Origin of the sequence: Dokdonia sp., assembly GCF_039945015.1 — a bacterium.
In the GTDB taxonomy this organism is placed as follows: domain Bacteria; phylum Bacteroidota; class Bacteroidia; order Flavobacteriales; family Flavobacteriaceae; genus Dokdonia.
In genome coordinates, this window is sequence record NZ_JBDUXP010000028.1 from 74,796 (window position 1) to 94,922 (window position 20,127).

At 32.9% G+C, this 20,127-nt stretch carries 17 protein-coding genes; 5 read left to right on the top strand and 12 right to left on the bottom strand.

Annotated elements, in window-relative coordinates; all coding sequences use genetic code 11:
• Positions 1 to 180: 180 nt before the first annotated feature.
• Positions 181 to 1,446, top strand: coding sequence for a threonine ammonia-lyase IlvA (gene ilvA, locus ABJD27_RS19620; RefSeq protein WP_348173533.1), 1,266 nt, complete (start codon positions 181 to 183; stop codon positions 1,444 to 1,446).
• A 281-nt stretch (positions 1,447 to 1,727) separates the two neighbouring features.
• On the top strand, positions 1,728 to 1,976 hold the full coding sequence (locus ABJD27_RS19625) for a hypothetical protein (RefSeq protein WP_348173531.1): 249 nt from the start codon (positions 1,728 to 1,730) through the stop codon (positions 1,974 to 1,976).
• Here ABJD27_RS19625 and ABJD27_RS19630 read toward each other — a convergent pair.
• Positions 1,973 to 2,437, bottom strand: coding sequence for a hypothetical protein (locus tag ABJD27_RS19630; protein ID WP_348173529.1), 465 nt, complete (start codon positions 2,435 to 2,437; stop codon positions 1,973 to 1,975). The genes ABJD27_RS19625 and ABJD27_RS19630 overlap by 4 nt on opposite strands.
• A gap of 189 nt (positions 2,438 to 2,626) precedes the next feature.
• Between ABJD27_RS19630 and ABJD27_RS19635 the strand changes: the two genes are divergently transcribed.
• Positions 2,627 to 2,923 carry a hypothetical protein gene (locus ABJD27_RS19635; protein ID WP_348173527.1) on the top strand — a complete coding sequence of 99 codons (297 nt, stop codon included), beginning with the start codon at positions 2,627 to 2,629 and terminating at the stop codon, positions 2,921 to 2,923.
• A 121-nt stretch (positions 2,924 to 3,044) separates the two neighbouring features.
• Here the strand turns inward: ABJD27_RS19635 and ABJD27_RS19640 are convergent, their stop codons facing one another.
• The 3 genes from ABJD27_RS19640 to clpB form a co-directional block, all read right to left on the bottom strand.
• A complete protein-coding gene (locus ABJD27_RS19640; RefSeq protein ID WP_348173525.1) occupies positions 3,045 to 3,965 on the bottom strand; it encodes a DUF6503 family protein in 921 nt (306 codons plus the stop codon).
• Between the two features lie 9 nt (positions 3,966 to 3,974).
• Positions 3,975 to 4,415, bottom strand: coding sequence for a hypothetical protein (locus ABJD27_RS19645; RefSeq protein ID WP_348173523.1), 441 nt, complete (start codon positions 4,413 to 4,415; stop codon positions 3,975 to 3,977).
• A 100-nt stretch (positions 4,416 to 4,515) separates the two neighbouring features.
• Positions 4,516 to 7,122 carry an ATP-dependent chaperone ClpB gene (clpB, locus tag ABJD27_RS19650; protein WP_348173521.1) on the bottom strand — a complete coding sequence of 869 codons (2,607 nt, stop codon included), beginning with the start codon at positions 7,120 to 7,122 and terminating at the stop codon, positions 4,516 to 4,518.
• Between the two features lie 236 nt (positions 7,123 to 7,358).
• Between clpB and ytxJ the strand changes: the two genes are divergently transcribed.
• The gene (ytxJ, locus tag ABJD27_RS19655) at positions 7,359 to 7,754 is read left to right on the top strand and encodes a bacillithiol system redox-active protein YtxJ (RefSeq protein WP_348173519.1); all 396 of its coding nucleotides are present in this window, start codon (positions 7,359 to 7,361) and stop codon (positions 7,752 to 7,754) included.
• A 680-nt stretch (positions 7,755 to 8,434) separates the two neighbouring features.
• On the top strand, positions 8,435 to 9,637 hold the full coding sequence (locus ABJD27_RS19660; RefSeq protein ID WP_348173517.1) for a T9SS type A sorting domain-containing protein: 1,203 nt from the start codon (positions 8,435 to 8,437) through the stop codon (positions 9,635 to 9,637).
• 125 nt (positions 9,638 to 9,762) lie between these two features.
• Here the strand turns inward: ABJD27_RS19660 and ABJD27_RS19665 are convergent, their stop codons facing one another.
• The 8 genes from ABJD27_RS19665 to ABJD27_RS19700 form a co-directional block, all read right to left on the bottom strand.
• On the bottom strand, positions 9,763 to 10,947 hold the full coding sequence (locus ABJD27_RS19665) for a hypothetical protein (RefSeq protein ID WP_348173515.1): 1,185 nt from the start codon (positions 10,945 to 10,947) through the stop codon (positions 9,763 to 9,765).
• Positions 10,948 to 11,631: 684 nt separating this feature from the next.
• Positions 11,632 to 11,760 carry a hypothetical protein gene (locus tag ABJD27_RS19670; RefSeq protein ID WP_348173513.1) on the bottom strand — a complete coding sequence of 43 codons (129 nt, stop codon included), beginning with the start codon at positions 11,758 to 11,760 and terminating at the stop codon, positions 11,632 to 11,634.
• A gap of 499 nt (positions 11,761 to 12,259) precedes the next feature.
• Positions 12,260 to 12,763, bottom strand: coding sequence for a hypothetical protein (locus ABJD27_RS19675; RefSeq protein ID WP_348173511.1), 504 nt, complete (start codon positions 12,761 to 12,763; stop codon positions 12,260 to 12,262).
• A 108-nt stretch (positions 12,764 to 12,871) separates the two neighbouring features.
• Positions 12,872 to 14,083: a redoxin domain-containing protein gene (locus ABJD27_RS19680; protein ID WP_348173509.1), complete on the bottom strand. Its 1,212-nt coding sequence runs from the start codon at positions 14,081 to 14,083 to the stop codon at positions 12,872 to 12,874.
• A gap of 77 nt (positions 14,084 to 14,160) precedes the next feature.
• Positions 14,161 to 16,905: a M56 family metallopeptidase gene (locus ABJD27_RS19685; protein ID WP_348173507.1), complete on the bottom strand. Its 2,745-nt coding sequence runs from the start codon at positions 16,903 to 16,905 to the stop codon at positions 14,161 to 14,163.
• A gap of 49 nt (positions 16,906 to 16,954) precedes the next feature.
• Entirely contained in the window at positions 16,955 to 17,314 is a 360-nt protein-coding gene (locus ABJD27_RS19690) for a BlaI/MecI/CopY family transcriptional regulator (RefSeq protein ID WP_348173505.1), read from the bottom strand.
• 297 nt (positions 17,315 to 17,611) lie between these two features.
• Positions 17,612 to 19,387: an AMP-dependent synthetase/ligase gene (locus ABJD27_RS19695; RefSeq protein ID WP_348173503.1), complete on the bottom strand. Its 1,776-nt coding sequence runs from the start codon at positions 19,385 to 19,387 to the stop codon at positions 17,612 to 17,614.
• Positions 19,388 to 19,613: 226 nt separating this feature from the next.
• Positions 19,614 to 20,127: T9SS type A sorting domain-containing protein (locus ABJD27_RS19700; RefSeq protein WP_348173501.1), on the bottom strand; the 514-nt coding region annotated here is incomplete at its 5' end.

Sequence of the window (20,127 nt, forward strand, 5' to 3'; positions counted from 1 at the left end):
AGGGGAAACCGTTACCTTATTTTGAATATTAAAACGGCTAGTTTGTGTTCCCTCCTAAGAAGGAAGGTTAGGGAGGTGTAAGATAAGCACAACTAAATAAAGTATTGTTTACTCGACCTTATTCAGGTGCTTGAAAATTAATTATAGTAATACGCGGATGAGATTTCCGCCTTCGCGGAAATGAAAATAGAACAAGTTACATACATACCAACTCTTAAATCTATAACTGATGCTGCAAACCGTGTAAAAGAAGTAGCGGTTAAAACACCTTTTATGCGCAGTTTTACCTATTCAAAAAAGTTTGAAGCTGAGGTATTCTTAAAACGAGAAGACTTACAACAAGTACGCAGTTATAAGATTAGAGGAGCGTACAATAAAATGAGTATGCTTACTACAGAAGAAAAGGAACATGGTATTGTTTGTGCCAGTGCTGGTAATCATGCACAAGGCGTGGCTTTTGCATGTGCACGATTACACATTCAAGGTTCGATATATATGCCTGCAACGACTCCAAAACAGAAAGTGGAGCAGGTAGAAATGTTTGGTGGAGATTGGATTACCGTAGTATTAGAAGGAGATACGTTTGATGATGCTTTTGCAAAAGCTAGTGAGATCTGCATCACCCAAGGAAAAACATTTATACATCCGTTTGATGACGAAAAAATCATCGAAGGGCAAGCGACAGTAGGACTAGAGATGGTCACACAATCTGAGAAACCATTAGATTACGTATTTGTACCTGTAGGAGGTGGTGGATTGATTGCTGGATTATCAAGTGTATTTCATTATTTATCACCCAAGACTAAAATAATAGGTGTAGAGCCAGAAGGAGCTCCTGCAATGCTTACTTCGCTTTCGCGAAAACAAAATACGACCCTTGATGAGATTGATAAATTTGTAGATGGTGCCGCGGTACAGCGTGTAGGTGAACGCAATTTTGCTATTGCTCAAAACTTTGTAGATCGTGTTGTCTCTGTTTCTGAAGGAAAAATATGTCAAACCATCCTTGATTTATATAATCGCGATGCTATCGTAGTTGAACCAGCAGGCGCCTTAACACTAGCTATTCTAGATCAATTTTCCGAAGAAATTAAAGGTAAAAACATAGCTGTAGTTGTAAGTGGAAGTAATAATGATATCACTCGCACTGCCGAAATCAAAGAACGTGCTTTGTTATATCAAGGCTTGAAACATTATTTCATTGTAAAATTCCCACAACGTGCAGGTGCACTTAAAGAATTTGTGGCTGAGATACTCGGGTCCACAGATGATATCACTTATTTTGAATATTCCAAAAAAACGAGTAGGGAACAAGGTCCAGCTATTGTAGGTATAGAAATCAAATCTCCAGAAGATTTAGAACCTTTGGTGAATCGTATGCACGCGCGTAAATTCTTTGGGGAGTACCTTAACGATAAACCAGATTTGTTTCAGTTTTTGGTATAATATTATTATTTCTTGGAATGATTCCTTTTGAATTTATTGAAAATAATAAAGAACCCCACAATTAGATCTCATTCAAAACCAGAATCGAGATCAAATCCTAAAACCAATAATCTTAATAAAGGAAGAAATAGACCTTCAAAAATAAAGCGCAGTTAAAATAGAAAAATAAGATCTAGTAACTATCATATTTGAAAAGCTTAAAATTTATTCTTTAATTTCATTTAATAATTTATTTATTCTACTTTAGTATATATATTGTTGATAATTAATATATTATAGTAATGTCTAAGAAAAAATCTTCAAGTCAAGAGAAAAAAGAAAAGGAAGAAGAGTTACAAGAGCAATCCGAAGAGATAACAATTATTACAACTACAACTACAACTACAACTACAACCACAACTACTACTACAGAGGGGCCAATAGATTCTGAAGATGCAGATGAAGTAATAAAACCAGGCAATGGTGGTATTCCTAAGGGAGATGATGGAGAGTCAAGAAAAGGTGGAGGAAGTGGCAATAGACCGACTTAAAATAGAGTGTAATTAAAGTACACAAGAAGGATTAGTCCTAAAAACATTAGGACTGTAGATACCATATTAAGAATATTTGTCGCTTTAGTATAATATATAGATTTTGAGTCATATATTTTTTGTTGACATTTATCAATTTCATTTCCCTCTATATTACTAATTTGTTGTATGGTGTATTTTTCTTCAAAATCATTTGCTCGATATCCTGTTATTTGAGATGCAAAATTTGCAATAATTGAAAGAAGAAAAACTAAACCTGAGAATTTGAGTAAACTAGTAGAATCTAGAATTATTTGTCCAGCAGCTTGTGTTTTTAAGATTTGAAAAATAAGAAATATTCCTCCTCCAGAAATAGATATAATTAATAAATCCATTCTTCTCAGCGCATAATTTGTCCTATCTCTAGTATTGGTCAAATGAGCATTCCAATTGTCGTATTTTATCTTCTCCTCTTCTGTCATATCTAGCAATATATCTATTTATTTTATATTTCAAAAATTTATACTATTGATTTACAGAAGTTTAAATATGTAATCACGTAAATTCACCTATAAAAAGGTTGTTACATTCAGCTACATTTGACAATGTCATTTCCTTATTAAATAAGGAATGCTTGACTAAATTTTACTAACAATTTAAAGACATTAATTATGAGTAACGGTAAATGTGGAGTGCATCATTATGCAAACATCTCTGAACAAAAAATCAAAGAAATTTTAGCTGCATTAAAGAAAGGAGGCGCAACAGTGACAGGAAATAATCCTTGGAATGTAGATACCCATAAATATAGTATTAAGTTACAGGGAAGTTGGAATTCATCTGCAGAAGTTTTATCTATCATCGTGACTGATAAAGCTTTTTATGTGCCTTGTTCAAAAATATGGGATTTTATTGATCCATTGATCAATCATATTTCTAGCGCACATGATGAGGAACTTTTTGCTTAAGATTAGAGACCTTAATGAGAATATGTCACAAACTTAAAATCATTCATTACTTCTTCTTTTTTTTGAAGTAATGAATGATTTTTTAATTAATGCTGTATTATAATTATCAAAAAACAATACACTATTTTAACCCTTCCATAATTATGGCTCCTTCTGGAACTTCTAAATATTCTTTTTTTGTTTTAGGTTGAAAAGAAATATTGTCTACAGTGATCGTTGTGATATGATCTCCAGGGGTTTCATCTTCTAGTAACCAATGCGTGTGATATCCTGTACTCAATGTAATACCATCAACAGTTGTAGTTCCTTGTAATTCCATAAATTTTTCTGGTAGGTGTTTTCCTTTTTCAAAATACCCTGGATAGGATACAATGTAGCGTATCACACCAAGTTTGTGATCTTCCTTTCCAAAATAAAGAACATAATAATCATCAGGGGCATCTCCTGTACCTTCGGCAAAACTTACTTTGATAACATCATAATTCTTGCCTTTAAAGTTCTTGTCTTCTAATTGCTCAAGAATAACACCTTCGCCATCAAGCACAAATGGTTGTGCAAGAAAGTAATAAGGGGTTAATGCCCAAAAACGAGTATTGTATTTGAAAGCAGTACTATCGGTTGTTTTTGTCCATGCTTGTGATCCATTCCATCCAAATTCTTGAGAGCGATCATCATAGTGTTGATGTCTAGCGGTATTGCTCCACATATCAACTGTTTGATAGGTGTTGCGTTGTGTGCTTCCGTCTAATGGTTTATAATCAAAATGAAAAGCAATAGGTCCTTTAGCGTACCAGTTTGCTAGACCTCCATGTGCTTCCATGGCATTCCATACAACGCTTCCTGCTGATGATGTATTGAGTTTCTGTTTTGCGTTTGTAACTCTTTCTGTAACCCAACTCTCTGGAACTTTGATAAGATGACTTTGTACATCTTCTTTACTAATTTCTTTTTCTTGAGGAACAATCGTTGTTTTTTCTTCTTTACAGCTAGTTGTGATCAATAATGTGGCAATACAGGTAATTGTTAGGATGGATTTTTTCATAGCAATAGATTAATTTATTTTCTTAAAAGGAATAGCTCTTTTCTTATAGGCTAGTTGTACTTCTTCAAAATCTTTTTCATTAATTCTGACGATATCTTCAGGGGTGACATTAAAACTAATTTGAGTCATATATCTATTAGATACGTTTGAAAAGTCAGATTCGATCTCTTGCGTATCAGATTGTATTGTAAAAGAATCATTAAGGGTAGTAAAAACGAGTGAAGCCCCTTTCATTGTTTTAATATTTGTATGACTTAAAATAGCTACTTCTAAAAATGTATATCCATTAAGTTCCTCTACTTCTGCAATCACTTGCCCATATTTAGATTCTGCAATTTTTGTTCCTTCTATATTTGTAATGATATTTTCTGTAAAATCATCTACGTGAAGACGTTCCATAGCTTTTATATTTCCAAAAGCAGCTAAAACTTTATCAATCTTTTTAAACATGTATCTCTTAATTATATGATGGGTCTAAGCTATATAAATAAATAAAAAAAGCACCTATACTGGTGCTTTTTTTATTTATAATAAGATGTTATTTTTCAGCTCATTCTTCTTCCCCAGTTAATTCATCTTGGTTCCTAAAGACTAAGACATCATCAAACGCATCTAAAAGAATAATACTATTTGTAGTTACTTTTCCGCTGAGGATTTCTTTGGAGAGTTTATTTAATACTTCTTTTTGTAATGTTCTTTTTACAGGCCTTGCCCCATATTCAGGCTGAAATCCTTTTTCGGTTAAAAAATCAATGGCTTGACGGGTTGAATCCAGGGTAATCCCTTGCTCGTTAAGCATGTTCTTAACACCTTTAAGTTGTAGCTTGACAATGTCTCTTATATCTTTTCGCGTAAGCGGAGTAAACATAATAATATCATCTATACGATTTAAGAATTCTGGACGAATGTTCTTTTTTAATAGTCCTAATACATCGGTACGAGCTGCTTCTATAGCTGTATCCATATCTGGAATTGCTTCAAATCGTTCTTTAATGATATGACTTCCCATATTTGATGTCATGATAATGATTGCATTTCTAAAGTCGGCGGTACGTCCTTTATTATCTGTAAGTCTTCCTTCGTCTAGTAGTTGTAAGAGTACATTAAAGGTATCTGGATGTGCCTTTTCTATTTCATCTAATAATACAACAGAATATGGTTTGCGTCTTACTGCTTCTGTAAGTTGCCCACCTTCATCGTATCCCACATACCCTGGAGGTGCTCCTACGAGTCTACTTACACTATGGCTTTCTTGATACTCACTCATATCGATACGAGTCAGGGCATTTTCGTCATCAAAGAGATACTCGGCTAGTGCTTTTGCAAGCTCTGTTTTACCTACTCCTGTAGTTCCTAAGAATAGGAAAGATCCAATAGGTTTGCGTTGATCTTGTAATCCTGCGCGACTACGTCTTACGGCATCACTTACGGCTATAATAGCTTCTTCTTGTCCTACAACGCGTTTATGTAATTCTTGTTCTAAATAAAGAAGTTTTTCTCGCTCGCTTTGTAGCATTTTTGTCACAGGAATTCCTGTCCATTTTGCGACAACTTCTGCAATATCATCACTTGTTACTTCTTCTTTAATAAGCGCTGTCTCTTGATGAGCCACAAGCTCTTTTTGAAGCGTTTCTAGGCGTTCTTGTGCATCTTTGATCTTCCCATATCGTAACTCGGCTACCAAGCCGTAATCACCATCTCTTTCGGCTCTTTCGGCTTCTAGTTTATAGTTTTCTATATCCAGTTTTGTGGTTTGTACACGTTCTACTGCTTCTTTTTCAGAAAGCCATTTGGCATTTAACTCATTACGTGATTCTTTAATCTCAGCAAGTTCTAGATGTAAACTTTTAAGCTTTGTCTCATCTTTCTCACGTTTTATAGCTTCGATTTCAATTTCGAGTTGCATTACTTTACGATCTAAAACATCGAGTTCTTCAGGTTTAGAATTGATCTCCATACGTAATTTTGCAGCAGCTTCATCCATTAAGTCAATAGCTTTATCTGGAAGAAAGCGACTGGTAATATAACGTTGTGATAATGCTACCGCAGTGATGATCGCATCATCTTTAATACGCACTTTGTGGTGGGTTTCATATTTGTCTTTAATACCGCGTAAGATAGAGATCGCACTTTCTGTATCTGGCTCATCGACCATTACTTTTTGGAAACGACGTTCTAGTGCTTTGTCTTTTTCAAAATACTTTTGGTATTCATCTAATGTAGTTGCTCCTATAGCACGTAGTTCTCCACGTGCAAGCGCAGGTTTTAAAATGTTTGCAGCATCCATGGCTCCTTGGCCACCACCAGCACCTACAAGTGTATGAATCTCATCTATAAAGAGTACGATATCTCCATCGCTTGTTGTTACTTCTTTTATTACTGCTTTTAGACGCTCTTCAAACTCTCCTTTAAATTTTGCACCAGCAATAAGAGCACCCATATCCAGTGCAAATATTTGTTTATCCAATAGATTTTCTGGAATATCTCCATCTATAATACGATGGGCTAACCCTTCTGCAATAGCTGTTTTTCCTGTACCAGGTTCTCCTACAAGAATAGGATTGTTTTTGGTACGTCTAGATAAGATCTGAAGAATACGACGTATCTCCTCATCTCTGCCTATTACGGGATCTAGTTTACCATCTTTGGCTAGTTGGTTAAGGTTTTTTGCATATTTATTAAGTGCATTATATGTTTCTTCTGCATTTTGTGATGTAACACGATCTCCTTTACGTAGCTCTTCGATGGCCATTTTTAATCCTTTCTCAGTAACTCCTTGGTCTTTTAAGATTTGAGCGATTTTACTCTTTGTTTTAAAAATTGCAAGAATAATATGCTCTACAGAAACATATTCATCATTCATGTTTTTTGCAATAATACTTGCATCATTTATAGCCTTTCCTGCTTCACGAGAAAGTACCATATCTGCTCCAGCTACTTTAGAAAAACTACTTAAAGTACTTTCTAAGATTTGTTTGAGTAATGGTAAGTTTACATCTAGCTTTTGTAATAAAAATGGGGTTACATTTTCATCTACTTCTAGAATGGCTTTAAATATATGCTCGTTTTCTATTTGTTGGTGTCCCAATTCTTGCACAATTTGTTGTGCTTGTTGGATGACTTCTTGTGATTTTATAGTGAAATTATTGAAGTTCATAGCTTCTAAAATTTTATATATGTATAGTTTGTGATAAGCTATAGTCAATAGTTATTCCAATACTAAATGTAAGACAAAATGTCGCGTAGAGCCTTGTTTTTAGTGACTTTTTGGCGGTAAGGTATGTGTTTTAATCAGATGATATATTTAAGATACTTATATGATAAAATGTTTTTTTTGCTTTCGCGAAAGCTTACTAAGTAACAAACGACTATTTTTGTAAAAAAAAAACAGATATGGGAATATTTAATGGATTATTTGGATCTGGTGAAAAAGAACCTAAAGCACCTAAACCAGAAATTCCTTGGCAACGTCTTACGGATGTAAGCCAACTTACTAAAATTATAAAGGATTCAAAAGCAAAACCAGTTGCTATTTATAAGCATTCTACTACCTGTGGTATAAGCCGAATGGTTTTAAGACAGATAGAGTCTACCTATGATATAGATGCAAATCAAATGGATATTTATTACTTAGATTTAAAAGCATATCGTGAGGTGTCTAATGAGGTTGCTGTTCGTTTTCAAGTAATTCATCAAAGTCCGCAAATGATTGTTATAAAAAATGGAACGGCTGTATATTCAGATAGCCACGGAGGTGTAAACATTCCTACGTTACATCAGTTTCTATAACATAAACTAAATATAAAAAAAGAGAGGCTCCTTTAAAATAAAGGAGCCTCTCTTTTTTATAGTAATTAAATAGAATATTTTTAGAAATTATAATTGATTTTAATCTGCTTTTAAAATCTTCTCCAACATCATATACCATTTGCTCATTAGAAGGAAATGGAACTGCTCTATTGCGGATATATCGTAATAAATCATCTTCTAAGACTCTTTTATCTCCATCAAATGGTTCAAATACATATCCGATTCGTTAACTAGTCGAAGGATTTAATGACCTAATCATGTGTTTTATGATGTGTAGCGCATTTGTCCAGCTAGTATCTCCTATTATTAGTTTGATAAATTGCCAAAGCGTCTAAGAATTCATTGTATTAGAGCGTAAAGGAGTGACTTGATTATGATTTATAGAATTATCGGTGATGGCTGTTATTTAATATTATAGCTAGGGATAACTACTAAATAATCGATATATAAGTCAAGTAAATCATTAGTATTTATAATCGAAACCTAATAGTCTTAATATATTACGGTATTCACGTAATTATCTGATTTATTGATAGTTAATGTGAAATTATTTGAAATTTTCGGGTAATGAATCATATAATATGACCCTTATAGATATAAGGCGATACCCGAAAAGCCTACAATAAAAGAGTAGGGATTCTAACTAATATTTTATGAATATGAAAAAATCAATCCTTTTTTTAGTATTTGCATTTCTAGTATCCATGTCTGGATACTCACAATGCGAGGGAGACTGTGTCGATGTAGACATGAATTTTACTCCTGAAACAAATTACAACAACGCACATCCAGATTGGCAGACCTCACACGGTTCGCCATCAGTAAATACAGGTAGTGTTTGGATGTGGTCTGCAAGCGGTGTAGGTGAAGGAATTAATTACCAATCCTATAACTTTGTGGCTGGGCAAGAGTATTGTATTTCCTTTGAAGGTACTACTGTAGTTAGAGGAGGTGGAGCAGCAAATGCCAGCGCTTATTTTAGAGTAGCAGCAACTCAAGGGAATGTTTTAGGAGCTTTTGTTCCAAATGGAGGAGCCGCATTACCAGCTTTGCCTTCTCCAAGTGATGTAATTGCTAACGAGAACTGGAATGGAACCGCTCCGCCAAGTACGAGTATATACACGTATACATTTACAGCTTCTGATAACTTTGACAATTTATGGATTCATCCTTATTCACCTACTTTTCCAGTAGTAGAGTTTACATTACGAGATTTAAGAATTTGCCAAGTTTCTGATCCATGTGACGAAATTGGTTTCAGTTTACAATTAAGTGAACAGAGTTCTGGCGCTACAGGAGTATCTATATTACCAACAGGAATTCCAGCAGGTTCTTCATCTAGTATGACTATTATAAAAAATGGAGTAAATGTTTACAGCGGCCCTTTTATTAGTTATTTAGCAATGCCAGCAAGTTATACTTTTTGTTTAAATGTAAGATTACCAGATGGCACTAGATGTTCAAAATGTTTTGATTTCTGTATAGGCGAATGGTCCAATAGGAATGATAGTGTTGATGAAGAAAAAACAGGCGTTATTTCTACGAAAAGAAAACTAGATACTTTATTTGAATTCCCCGATGAATTAAAAGAAAAAAACATAGATGGTTCTTTATTGGAGGATAGTATTCGTGTTTTTCCTAATCCAACTTCTGGTAAATTTATAATTGAAGTAGATAAGAATTTAGAAATAGCAAGTGCTCAAGTTTACAACATAGCATCGGGAAGAGCTGTAGGAAATTTAGACATTAAAGAAAATAATATTCAAGTAGATATTTCTAAAGAAGCAACTGGGGTTTATAATGTTACTATAGAATTAGCTAATGGAAGTATAATTCACAAAAAAATAATCTTAAAGAAATAAAGTCTTTTAGTTTATTATAGTTAATATTTAATGAGGTTGAATTCTAAATTTAAAAAAATAAATTCATTTTTATTTGTTTTTTTACTTGATGAATTCAATCTCATTTTTATGCTATTATATCTTTTTTAAAGATTAGAGTTGACGATAATTGATTTTAATCTGCTTTTAAGATCTTCTCCCACATCGTATACCATTTGCTCATTAGAAGGAAAAGGAACAGCTCTATTACGTGTGTATTTAAGCAGTTTTGAGTCTAAGGCTCTTTTGTCTCCATCATAAGTAGCGTAATAGTGCTCAAAGATATACTCGCTTACCAACGGGAATGACTCAATAACTTGACCTGTAGCAATCGCATTATAACGCACTTGACCTACAATGTTTACTGCTTTGGATTGTAAGAATTCATAATAATCACAGTATACCGTGATATATTTATCTACTTTGATTTTTTTACCATCTTCGTCTTTTACAAAATTTCCATCTTCGTCTTTTAAATACTCAGTACCGTCTTTTATCTTTTTCTCTTTTTGTACTTCTCGTTCCTTAATGCGTTCTGGGGAGATATTAATTTCTCGTAATGATACATCCATCACATAATCATAGGTAACATCCGGTTGAGGTGTACTGTGATATACTCTCCAGAAGTTATTAAGTCCATAGGTAGAAAAATCTAAAAGATCATCTTGCAACCTTCTTGGGATTATTATATTGGTGTCATTATATAAAGCGACTTCTATATAATCTGTTCCTCTTATGTGAGCTTCTTGACGTAAGAGAGGTACATTTTTATGATTAGGTGTGATTTCACCTAGATATTCTAAATCTGCATGTATTTTTCTAAAATCTACTTTTGTACTAGCTATAGCAAAACTAGCAGTGATTTGTGTATATAGATAATCGGTTACTTCTTTTTTTGATGCAATGATATCATTGTCATAATTTGTGAGTTTAAAAACAGCATTACGCCCTTCTTCGTTTAATTGTAAAGGGAGTAATGGTTTGATCTTTTCTTGCCTATTATGAAGTGTTTTATATAATTGGTACACTTCTTCTATTTGATCTGGATTCCCTTCTTTTTTGAGGAAAGTAATACGGTCGAGATCTCTTTGAGTTGCCTTTGCAAAGGCTTCTTCTAAAAGTAACGTATGAGATCGTCTATTTTTTTTTGTAGGGCTTTTACGAAGTTTGTCTACAGAGGTTTTTATAGCTCGATCATAATCTCCGCTTAATAGGGAAGAGGTTGTTTTCTTTACAGAAGAACAACTTACTATAAGTAATATAGAAAATATTGTCGTGTAGAGATACTTCATAATATTTGATTATTTTTTTATCAATTTTCAATTTTGATGCCAAACAGAGACCAAAGGTACTAAAGATAAAAAATAGAAAACCTCCTATAGTCTGATCAAGAGCAAGGAGGTCTATAGTGACTAGGTCGAAAACGCAATGATCTAGTCAGCACTATGTTCAAAATAGGAGATAATTCCCCAAATGTATAATGTCTCTATTTTGATATTTTGTAAAGAAAAATTTTATTGATGATTTTGGTACGCTTTCGCGAAAGCGTACTCTAATAGAATCATTGAGTAAGAATACTACGTTCCAGAGATACTATGTCTTGAACGGAAGAGATCAAGTGATTATCCGAAGATAATGTCTAAAGCAGAAATAATAAGTTGTACCATGTGTTGTGAGTTTTAGTGGTTAATAAATGTTCAGAATAGCATGTAGTTCCCCCAGGCGACTATGTCGCTATTTTGATTTTAAATAGATAAATGTGAAATTTTAAAGATGAGTTGGTACGCTTTTGTAAAAGCGTAACCAAGTATATTCATCAAGTAAGTAAGATACGTTCTAGAAATATATATGTCTTGAACGAAGAGGTTTTAATGTGGTTATCCAAAGATAACTTCTAGAGCGGCTATAATAATTTGTACCATGAGTGCGAGTTTTAGTGGTTAATAAATACGTTTAGTGAGTAAGTGATTCTTTTCTTAGTTTACATGTTGTAACCAAGTAGTGATGATGTAGCTTGCAGAGAGAGATACCATAAATACAGTATAGATTCCCAATACTTTGTTTGTGCTTACAGGCTTTTTTGATGTCATTTTTTGCGTTTTCATAATAGTTGATTTTAAAAGTTTTTTAATAGTTGTTTGTGATTGATATAGCAAAGAAGTGGTGTTTACGTGAGGTTGCAAAATATTTTTAAATGATTTAATACATTTGGATGCTAAATTGTAAGTAAAAAAATGCAATCAATTTTAGATTTTAAATTTCAGTCTACGATGAAGTTTATATATGTAAGTTTATTTTTTAATTATGGTTTTGAATTGAAAGAATTGTAGGGGCTATTTGAGGTGTTTTTGAAAATCCTAGGGGGATTTGGTCTTTAAAAGCCCTAAAAACAGTAGTTTCATCTTTTGTGATGAATTTTTTACCTGTAGAAATTGTAAAAAATGAATGCCTAAAAGTGTCATTTTTTACAAGAAAATGAGTGTGAATTTTAGTTTTTACAAGTGATCAATACATTTGTAATTTCTTTCTAAGAATTCTTTAGACATAAAAAAAACCGCTTTGATAAAATATCAAAGCGGTTTTTAAATATATATGGATAGTGTACTAATCCAAGTTAAGTTGTGATAAGATGTCGTTTAAATCACTAGTATCATTTGCTTGAGTAAATTCTGAAGGGACAATCACAATCCTGAATACTTGGTTTTGTGTAAAACCAGTACTTAATGCATCAAAATCATCACTTTCTAAAATAAGATCTAAATCGAAAATTCCTGTTGCATCGTCAAAAATAAAGTTGAATCTATATTGAGCAAATCCTCCATTATTGAAAAAGAAAGTACGTGGTAATGGTTCAAAGACATCGGCTCCATTTGCAGCAGTTGCATCTGGATCTAGAACAAAGACTAATGGAACATCAGATTCAAAAACAGAAACGTTGTTAGGAACAACTACGTTTACGGTAGATTGAAAACCATCATTGGTATTAAAGTCTACATTACTTATTTCAAAGGTTTGTCCTATAGTATCAGTGTCTACATTGTCGTCATCTTCGACACAAGAGAATAAAAGAAATGTAAAACAGATAAGTGGTAAAATTTTGCGTATCATTATGTATGAGTTATAGTTTTGTAAATATATATCAAAGGTAATGCCACTAATTTATTTTGCTTCAAATTTTATATAAGAACTTATTGCTTGAAGGTATAGAATGATTATTTATTCATCGGATAGTATTAAGAAGTCTATAGGGCGTCTTCCTTTTTTTAACTCTAATCCATATGTAGTCAGTTCGTTTATGCCTTGTTCTGGATTTTCCTCATACCATTTTACAACAATATCATACACCTTATCATACCCAGTTTCATCAACTACTGGAGATCGCATAACTTCTTCATAATAATCACGTAAACGTTCCATGGGTTCTCCTTGAAGTGTAATACCTTCTCCATAGCGCATGGTCCTGTCTGGGTTAGGTTGTTGGGTAGAGACTGGAATATTCATTTTTGTATTTGGAATTTTTTGAAGAATATATACATCAACTATTTGTGTTTCAATTTTTGCAGAGAGACCCGATACTATTTTGATATCATTTTTCATGAGCTCTAGTCGTTGCTCATAAAGATGGTCAGGATATATCATTTCATATGAATATCTATTTTCTTTTGTAAAGGTGTATTTTTCTGGATGCTTTAAATTTTCCTTTGTGCGATTGTATGAGTATTGATATGCTGTACGTAGCATTGCTGTAAAAGTAGTGTTGAGTGTAAATAATCTATTACTAGACGGGCTTCCTGTATTTGTCATGCCTTGCATATTTGGATCGTAGGGGAGAAGTGTAGATTGGTATACAATGGGTTTATCTGTAGTACCTAATGGTTTATTGGGATCAAAGTTTATATTTTCTTTTTTTTCTTTGAAAGTAACTTCTTCTCCAGAAATGAGTTTTGTAATATTTTCTTTTGTAATAAAATCACTATTTACAATAGCTTTAACTACTTTGTTCTTATCCAGTATAACATAATGTGGTATATATACATGTGTAAAGTATGAATTGATAGATGTATCATTGTCTATAGCCATAGAGAATTGTTGAGGTTTGTTTTTTAAAAAGGCCTCTATACGCTCTGGTGATTCATCTGTAACAGCAATAATTTTGAGTTGTTTTCCAAATTCTTCTTGAAGTGCACTCATCTTAGGGAATGATGTAATGCAAGGGCCACACCAGGTAGCCCAAAAGTCTAGGATGATCACATCTTCGGTATAATCGTACAAACTAGATTGTGTCTCGGTATCATTTAAAAGTTGCTTAAAAACGATGTTAGGCACTTTAAATCCTATTTGAGCTTCTGTTTCATTTACGGGAATAGTGTCTTGTTTGCAACTGTATAGTACTACAATTGCAAAAATGAGCATGATGGTTTTTTGCATGATAAATAGATTAAAATTAAAACCCGCTATTCATAAAAATATAATAGCGGGTTTTATAAGTAGTTTATGTATGATTATTAATTGTGAACTTGGATATTTCCGTCGTTATAAACGATATGTAATGTCTCTATAGGAGAGTCATTATTTGATTTTTTTTGAGAGACAGACTCGGTTCCTTTATTGTTATTAAATTTCATTTTATAACTAGTAATCTCTCCTTTGCTATTGCGTTTTACTTTAGTAAGCGAAAATGTAATTCCTTGTGATTTAAGTTCTGAAGTAATAGATTTTATTTGATCATCTGTCGTGTTTTTTGTAATCATGATGCTTTCAGAATCACTATGGTCCCAATTGCCAGATTGCCTCATTCTAATTTGCGTACGACGATGTTCTTTCATCTCTTTTTGATGCTTTTTCATCTCTTCTTTGCGTTCTGCCATATGCGCCTTCATTTCTTTTTTCCTCATTTTCATTTCTTCTTTACGCTCTTCCATATGCTCCTTTATTTCTTCACGTTGCATATGCATCTCTTCTTTAAGCTCCTCCATTTCTTCACGTCTTTCTTCACGTTCTTCAAGCTCTTTTCCTTCATTATTCAAACGAGAGCGTATTTCTTCCCTATGTCTTATGAGTTCTTCTCTTTTGGCTTCACGTTCTTCCAGTATTTGTTCGCGATGCTCTTGCATCTCTTCTCTTCTCTCTTCAAGATGAAGACGTCTTTCTTTTAAACGTCGTTCATGACTTTCTGACCAAAAACCAGAATCCCCATCTTCTTTCATATAGAAGTAAAAATCTTCTATAGGCTCGTCTCCACTTATATTATAGGTTCCTGTTTTATTATTTCCTGAATATGAAATATTGATAGACGTAATTTGATCAGAGCTATTTCTACTAGTACTATAATTTAAGTTTAGGTTGTGATCTTTTTTTAGCTCTTTTTTCAGTGCTTTTAGTTCTTTTTCTGACGTGTTTTTAGTAATCAGAATACGTACATCTTTAGCAATTAGATTGCTTTCTTTAATCACTTCAGAAACTGATTGTGATTCCAATACATTAGTTATGTCATTTACTTCTTGAGATAGATTATCGGTAGCATCTTGTAATCCAGTTATTGTAGATTGTATATTCTCAGATCCAGTGTTTGTATTGTTTTGTGTTGCTTGTTGCAGTAGCTGAGTCTCATAGGTAAGGTTATCAGTAATCGTTGTCAAATTACTACTTTCTAGTCCATTAGGAGTCGATTTTAGACCTAAACCATTATCTCCAAGTTGCTTTACTATAATAGCAGGGCCTTCTTCGTAATGTATTGAAGTACCTTCTTTGATATTTTGAGTGTTGTTTTCAAATATGTTATCGCCACCATTCTTTGCATCATCAAAAATAGTTCTTACAGTATAATGTGTTAAGGCACCATTTGTATCTCGCTCTACATTATCAATTTTGATGTTAGCATCTGGATAATACATTTCAAAAAATGTTTCTATAGTAGTAAGGTCACTATCTGAAGTTTCATCATTGATAACAAATACTGGGTTTTGTTTTGCAATATTATCGCTGAAGACTAATTTTTCTTTAGTTATCTTAAATGTTACTCCATTATCTCCTAATTCTTTTACCTGTATTGATGTCTTATCGGTATCCGTAATTTGATATCCAGCCCAATCGTCATTAATTGTTGGTCTATCAAAACGAGTATAAAACCTTTCTTCTGATGGAAATTTTGTTTGGAAAGAAAATTGTTTAATGTGTCCATTTTCATGAAATACACGATTATCAAACTTAATACGCTTTTCAGGATAATATGTTGTAAAATGGTTTTCAATAGCGTCTAGTTGTGACGCAGTTGTTTCTGTATTGATATAAAACTTTTTATTTTCTTTGGAATCTACATCTGTAAAAGCGATGTTATTCTCAATAAGCTCATTACTGGCTTCTCGATATTTTACAACTTCTTTTATATTAAAAGAGTACATAAAAATTGCTAGCGCAGGAAGGACTAAGCCTAACTTCCATAAGTTGCGTCTGCTTGACGTCTGTTTGTTTAACATAACGATTCGTTTTTTGATTAATGAATGATAAAAATTATTAGTAAGTGCTGGTTGTGCTATGGTTGATGAAACCTTAACCAGTGTACGTTGATATTCTAAAGAAGAAGGGACGCGTTGTATTGCGCCATTATCTGCGATAAATTCTAAGTTTTGTTCTAAACTTTTTTTGTAAAGCCAAGCAAAAGGATTAAGCCATTGTATGGCAAGCACGCATTGTGTGAGTAAAACATCAAAAGTGTGCCACTGACTTACATGTATTTTTTCGTGAGCCAAAATCATTTCTAACTCTTCAGAACTGTGTGCTTTTGGATTATAACAAATGGTTTTGAAAAATGAAAATGGAGTCATTGACTTATCAGTAATTTCTACATAAGTGTACCCATCTTTATATGTTTTTGGATATTTATTAATGAGCCTATTTAATGAGACAAGTTGTATGGTAAGTCTTGTTATCATAACAAAGATTCCTATTCCATATAATAATAATGACACTTGCCACCAGTCTATTGCTATAGATTCTTGATGAGGGATGGTTTCTATTGTAGCTGGAATAAAATAAGAGTCAGTAGCTGTAGTGATAGGTATATTAGGGATATCTTGGTAGATTGTTTTTGTGTACTCCAAAAATGGTAAAACTAATGCAGCTATAATACCAGACAGTAAATAATGTCTATTTGCTGTAAAAAAAGTATCCTTTTGTAGAACTATGCGATAGATAATGTAAAATATCGATAGGATAGCAATACTTTTTGTGATGTAAATAAATGTTTCCATACGAGTTTAATTTTTTCTAGTGTTCAGAAATCTCAATGTATATTTATTACTACTTTTCTTTATTTTCTATAATGGCTAAAATCTCTCTTAACTCAGAAGCAGAAATCTTTTCTTCCTTAGCAAAAAAGGAGACCACTTCTTTATAAGAACTATCAAAAAACTTTTGGGTGGCAGTTTGCATAAACTGTTTACGATATGCCTCTATAGTAACGACTGGATAGTATTGATGTGTTTTACCAAAAGCGGTATGAGATACATATCCTTTGTCTTCTAGATTACGTATAATTGTAGAGACTGTATTGTAATGATTTCCTTCTGGCAGCTCTGCTACAACTTCTTTTACAAAAGCTTTTTGTAATTGCCATAACGCATGCATTACTTCTTCCTCCTTGTTTGTTAACTTTTCCATAGCCAGATTAATTTGTGTAGATCTCTATATTTTATCTACGTATTTTAAAGTTTGATTGATGAGATGTTCTTTTTTTAAGGTACATCTATTTTGATAGTTCAAATGTACATCTATTTTGATAGTTCAAATGTATAACGATTTTTTTAGTTAAACAACTATTTTTATAGTTATGAAACTATTTTTTTAGTTTTTTATTGTGTATACGCTTTCGCGAAAGCGTATAAAATATACATATTGGGTATAAAAAAACGCCATTGATTATCAATGACGTTTTTTTTATAAGAGTGTATGTATGATTTATTCTGTATGACCATATATATCATTATATAATGGTTTATATTTTTCTTTAATTATTTTACGTTTCATTTTCATAGTAGGAGTGAGGTGACCATCATCTACAGACCAAATATCTGGAGTTAAACGGAATTGTTTTACTTTTTCCCATTTGGCAAATGTCTCATTGGCCTCATCTACTTCTTTCTGAAGACGTTTTAATACACGTTCATTTGTAATAAGATCGTTATGATCGGTATAAGAAATTCCTTTTTTCTTAGCCCATTCTGTCAAGAAATCAAAATTTGGTTGTACCAATGCTGCTGGCATTTTTTCTCCATCTCCTACAACCATAATTTGCTCTATAAATAAAGATTGTTTAAAGCGATTTTCTAGAAGCTGTGGCGCAACATATTTTCCGCCAGAAGTTTTAAACATTTCCTTCTTACGATCTGTAATTCTTAAGAACCCTTCGTCATCAATCTCCCCTATATCACCTGTGTGGAAGTATCCATTTTTAATTACTTCATCTGTTTTTTCTTGATCTTTATAATATCCCAACATGACATTAGGTCCTTTTACAAGAATTTCTCCATCTTTAGCAATTTTGACTTCAACACCAGGAAGCAATTTCCCAACAGTTCCTACTTTGAAACCTCCATCACGCATATCATTTACAGAGCATACAGGTGAGGTTTCGGTTAGTCCATACCCTTCCATAATACCCATTTCTGCAGCATTAAAGATACGGGCAAGTCTAGGTTGCAATGCAGCGCTACCAGAAGCAATAAGTTGTAAGTTTCCTCCTAAACCTTCTTTCCATTTTGAGAATATGAGTTTACGAGCAAGTCCTAATTTTTTTTCATACCACCAACCATTTTGCCCATATGGTTTGTATTGTAATCCTAAGTCAACAGCCCAAAAGAAAAGTGCTTTCTTAATACCAGAAAGATCTGCACCCTTTGCTATAATTTTATCGTATACCTTTTCTAGTAATCTAGGTACAGCTGTCATAACAATAGGTTTAACCTCTTTGAGGTTATCGCTTATGGTTTCAAGTGATTCTGCAAAATATATGGATACTCCCATATATTGATACAGATACATCAACATACGTTCGTAAATATGACATACAGGAAGAAAACTTAATGCCCTTACATTAGACGGCGGAATAGGAAGTCTATGTGAACTGGCTAGCGCATTACTCACTATGTTTTGATGAGATAACATCACACCTTTAGGTCTTCCTGTTGTTCCTGAGGTATATATTAAGGTAGCAAGATCATTTGTTGTTACTGCATCTTTTAATTTTTCAACCTCATCTTGATTGCTCTCATCAGCTCCTAATTCAAGAACAGCAGACCAATTATCACAACTTCCTAGCTCATCAAAAGAATACACTCCTTTTAAAGAAGGTACTTGATCCATAATAGCTGCTACTTTACCATGTACCTCTGTACAGGATACAAAACAGTACTTTGCTTCAGAGTGATTTAATACATACGAATAATCTTCCATAGATATGGTAGGATAAATAGGTACGTTTTGAGCTCCTAATTGCAATATTCCTATATCACAGATATTCCATTCTGTTCTATTGGTCATTGATATAATAGCAATTTTATCATTGGGTTTGACGCCTAAGCGTAATAACCCACGACTTATTGCATTTGCTTTGTTTATATACTCTTGAGTTGAAGTAGCTTCCCATACACCATTCTTCTTTGTGCAAAGTGCATCAGGAAGATTGTTTTTTTCTAATTGGTAATAAGGGAAATCAAAAAGTCTCGTAATTTCCATGTACTATAAATTTATCATGCAAAATATGAAAAAATGATGGTATTATGAGGTATTCTGTTAAAATGAAGTGGGATATTTTTCATAAAGGCTTGTCAATAATAGAAAGTATTTCAATTAATGAGGTATATAAGTACATGGAAAGTAGCTCTTATGTACCTATTTTGAATATATCAGAAAATAAAAAAGCCTGACATCGTCAGGCTTTTTTATGTATGTGAGTTAAGGCTTACTCTTTAATAATCTTAACCGTTTTAATAGCGTTTTCTGAAGCTATCTTTATAAAATAGATCCCTTTTGCATAATTACTATAGTCTAATTGTACATTTCCTGTATGTGACTTTGTTTCTGTCATACGTTGTCCCTGTATGTTATATACCGTAGTTGTATACTCATTTTGAGGCGCTTGTATAGTTAAGAAATCTTTTACAGGATTAGGGAAGAATGTAAACCCTTCTAATAGATTGTTCTCGACAGATAATGCTTCATCATTTACAACTAAGAATTCTAAGTCGTCAAAATAAAAACCATCTCGTCTTACTTGATCATCAGAAACTAGTTGGAATCTTGCAAGAATTTCTTCTCCTAAATAATCTGAAAGAGATATTTCTTCTAGAACAAATCCAGATTGTGTTCCATCATATAATGGTTCTCCTGCTGGTTGGATATTTGTTCCTTCTGATGTAAAATTACCACATTGAGGAATCCAAGTTGCTCCATTATCTGTTGAAATTTCAAACTGA

Coding starts and splice junctions, on each gene's coding strand:
- ilvA (WP_348173533.1), top strand. CDS start 181: ATGAAAATAGAACAAGTTACATACATACCAACTCTTAAATCTATAACT.
- ABJD27_RS19625 (WP_348173531.1), top strand. CDS start 1,728: ATGTCTAAGAAAAAATCTTCAAGTCAAGAGAAAAAAGAAAAGGAAGAA.
- ABJD27_RS19630 (WP_348173529.1), bottom strand. CDS start 2,437: ATGACAGAAGAGGAGAAGATAAAATACGACAATTGGAATGCTCATTTG.
- ABJD27_RS19635 (WP_348173527.1), top strand. CDS start 2,627: ATGAGTAACGGTAAATGTGGAGTGCATCATTATGCAAACATCTCTGAA.
- ABJD27_RS19640 (WP_348173525.1), bottom strand. CDS start 3,965: ATGAAAAAATCCATCCTAACAATTACCTGTATTGCCACATTATTGATC.
- ABJD27_RS19645 (WP_348173523.1), bottom strand. CDS start 4,415: ATGTTTAAAAAGATTGATAAAGTTTTAGCTGCTTTTGGAAATATAAAA.
- clpB (WP_348173521.1), bottom strand. CDS start 7,122: ATGAACTTCAATAATTTCACTATAAAATCACAAGAAGTCATCCAACAA.
- ytxJ (WP_348173519.1), top strand. CDS start 7,359: ATGGGAATATTTAATGGATTATTTGGATCTGGTGAAAAAGAACCTAAA.
- ABJD27_RS19660 (WP_348173517.1), top strand. CDS start 8,435: ATGAAAAAATCAATCCTTTTTTTAGTATTTGCATTTCTAGTATCCATG.
- ABJD27_RS19665 (WP_348173515.1), bottom strand. CDS start 10,947: ATGAAGTATCTCTACACGACAATATTTTCTATATTACTTATAGTAAGT.
- ABJD27_RS19670 (WP_348173513.1), bottom strand. CDS start 11,760: ATGAAAACGCAAAAAATGACATCAAAAAAGCCTGTAAGCACAAACAAA.
- ABJD27_RS19675 (WP_348173511.1), bottom strand. CDS start 12,763: ATGATACGCAAAATTTTACCACTTATCTGTTTTACATTTCTTTTATTC.
- ABJD27_RS19680 (WP_348173509.1), bottom strand. CDS start 14,083: ATGCAAAAAACCATCATGCTCATTTTTGCAATTGTAGTACTATACAGT.
- ABJD27_RS19685 (WP_348173507.1), bottom strand. CDS start 16,905: ATGGAAACATTTATTTACATCACAAAAAGTATTGCTATCCTATCGATA.
- ABJD27_RS19690 (WP_348173505.1), bottom strand. CDS start 17,314: ATGGAAAAGTTAACAAACAAGGAGGAAGAAGTAATGCATGCGTTATGG.
- ABJD27_RS19695 (WP_348173503.1), bottom strand. CDS start 19,387: ATGGAAATTACGAGACTTTTTGATTTCCCTTATTACCAATTAGAAAAA.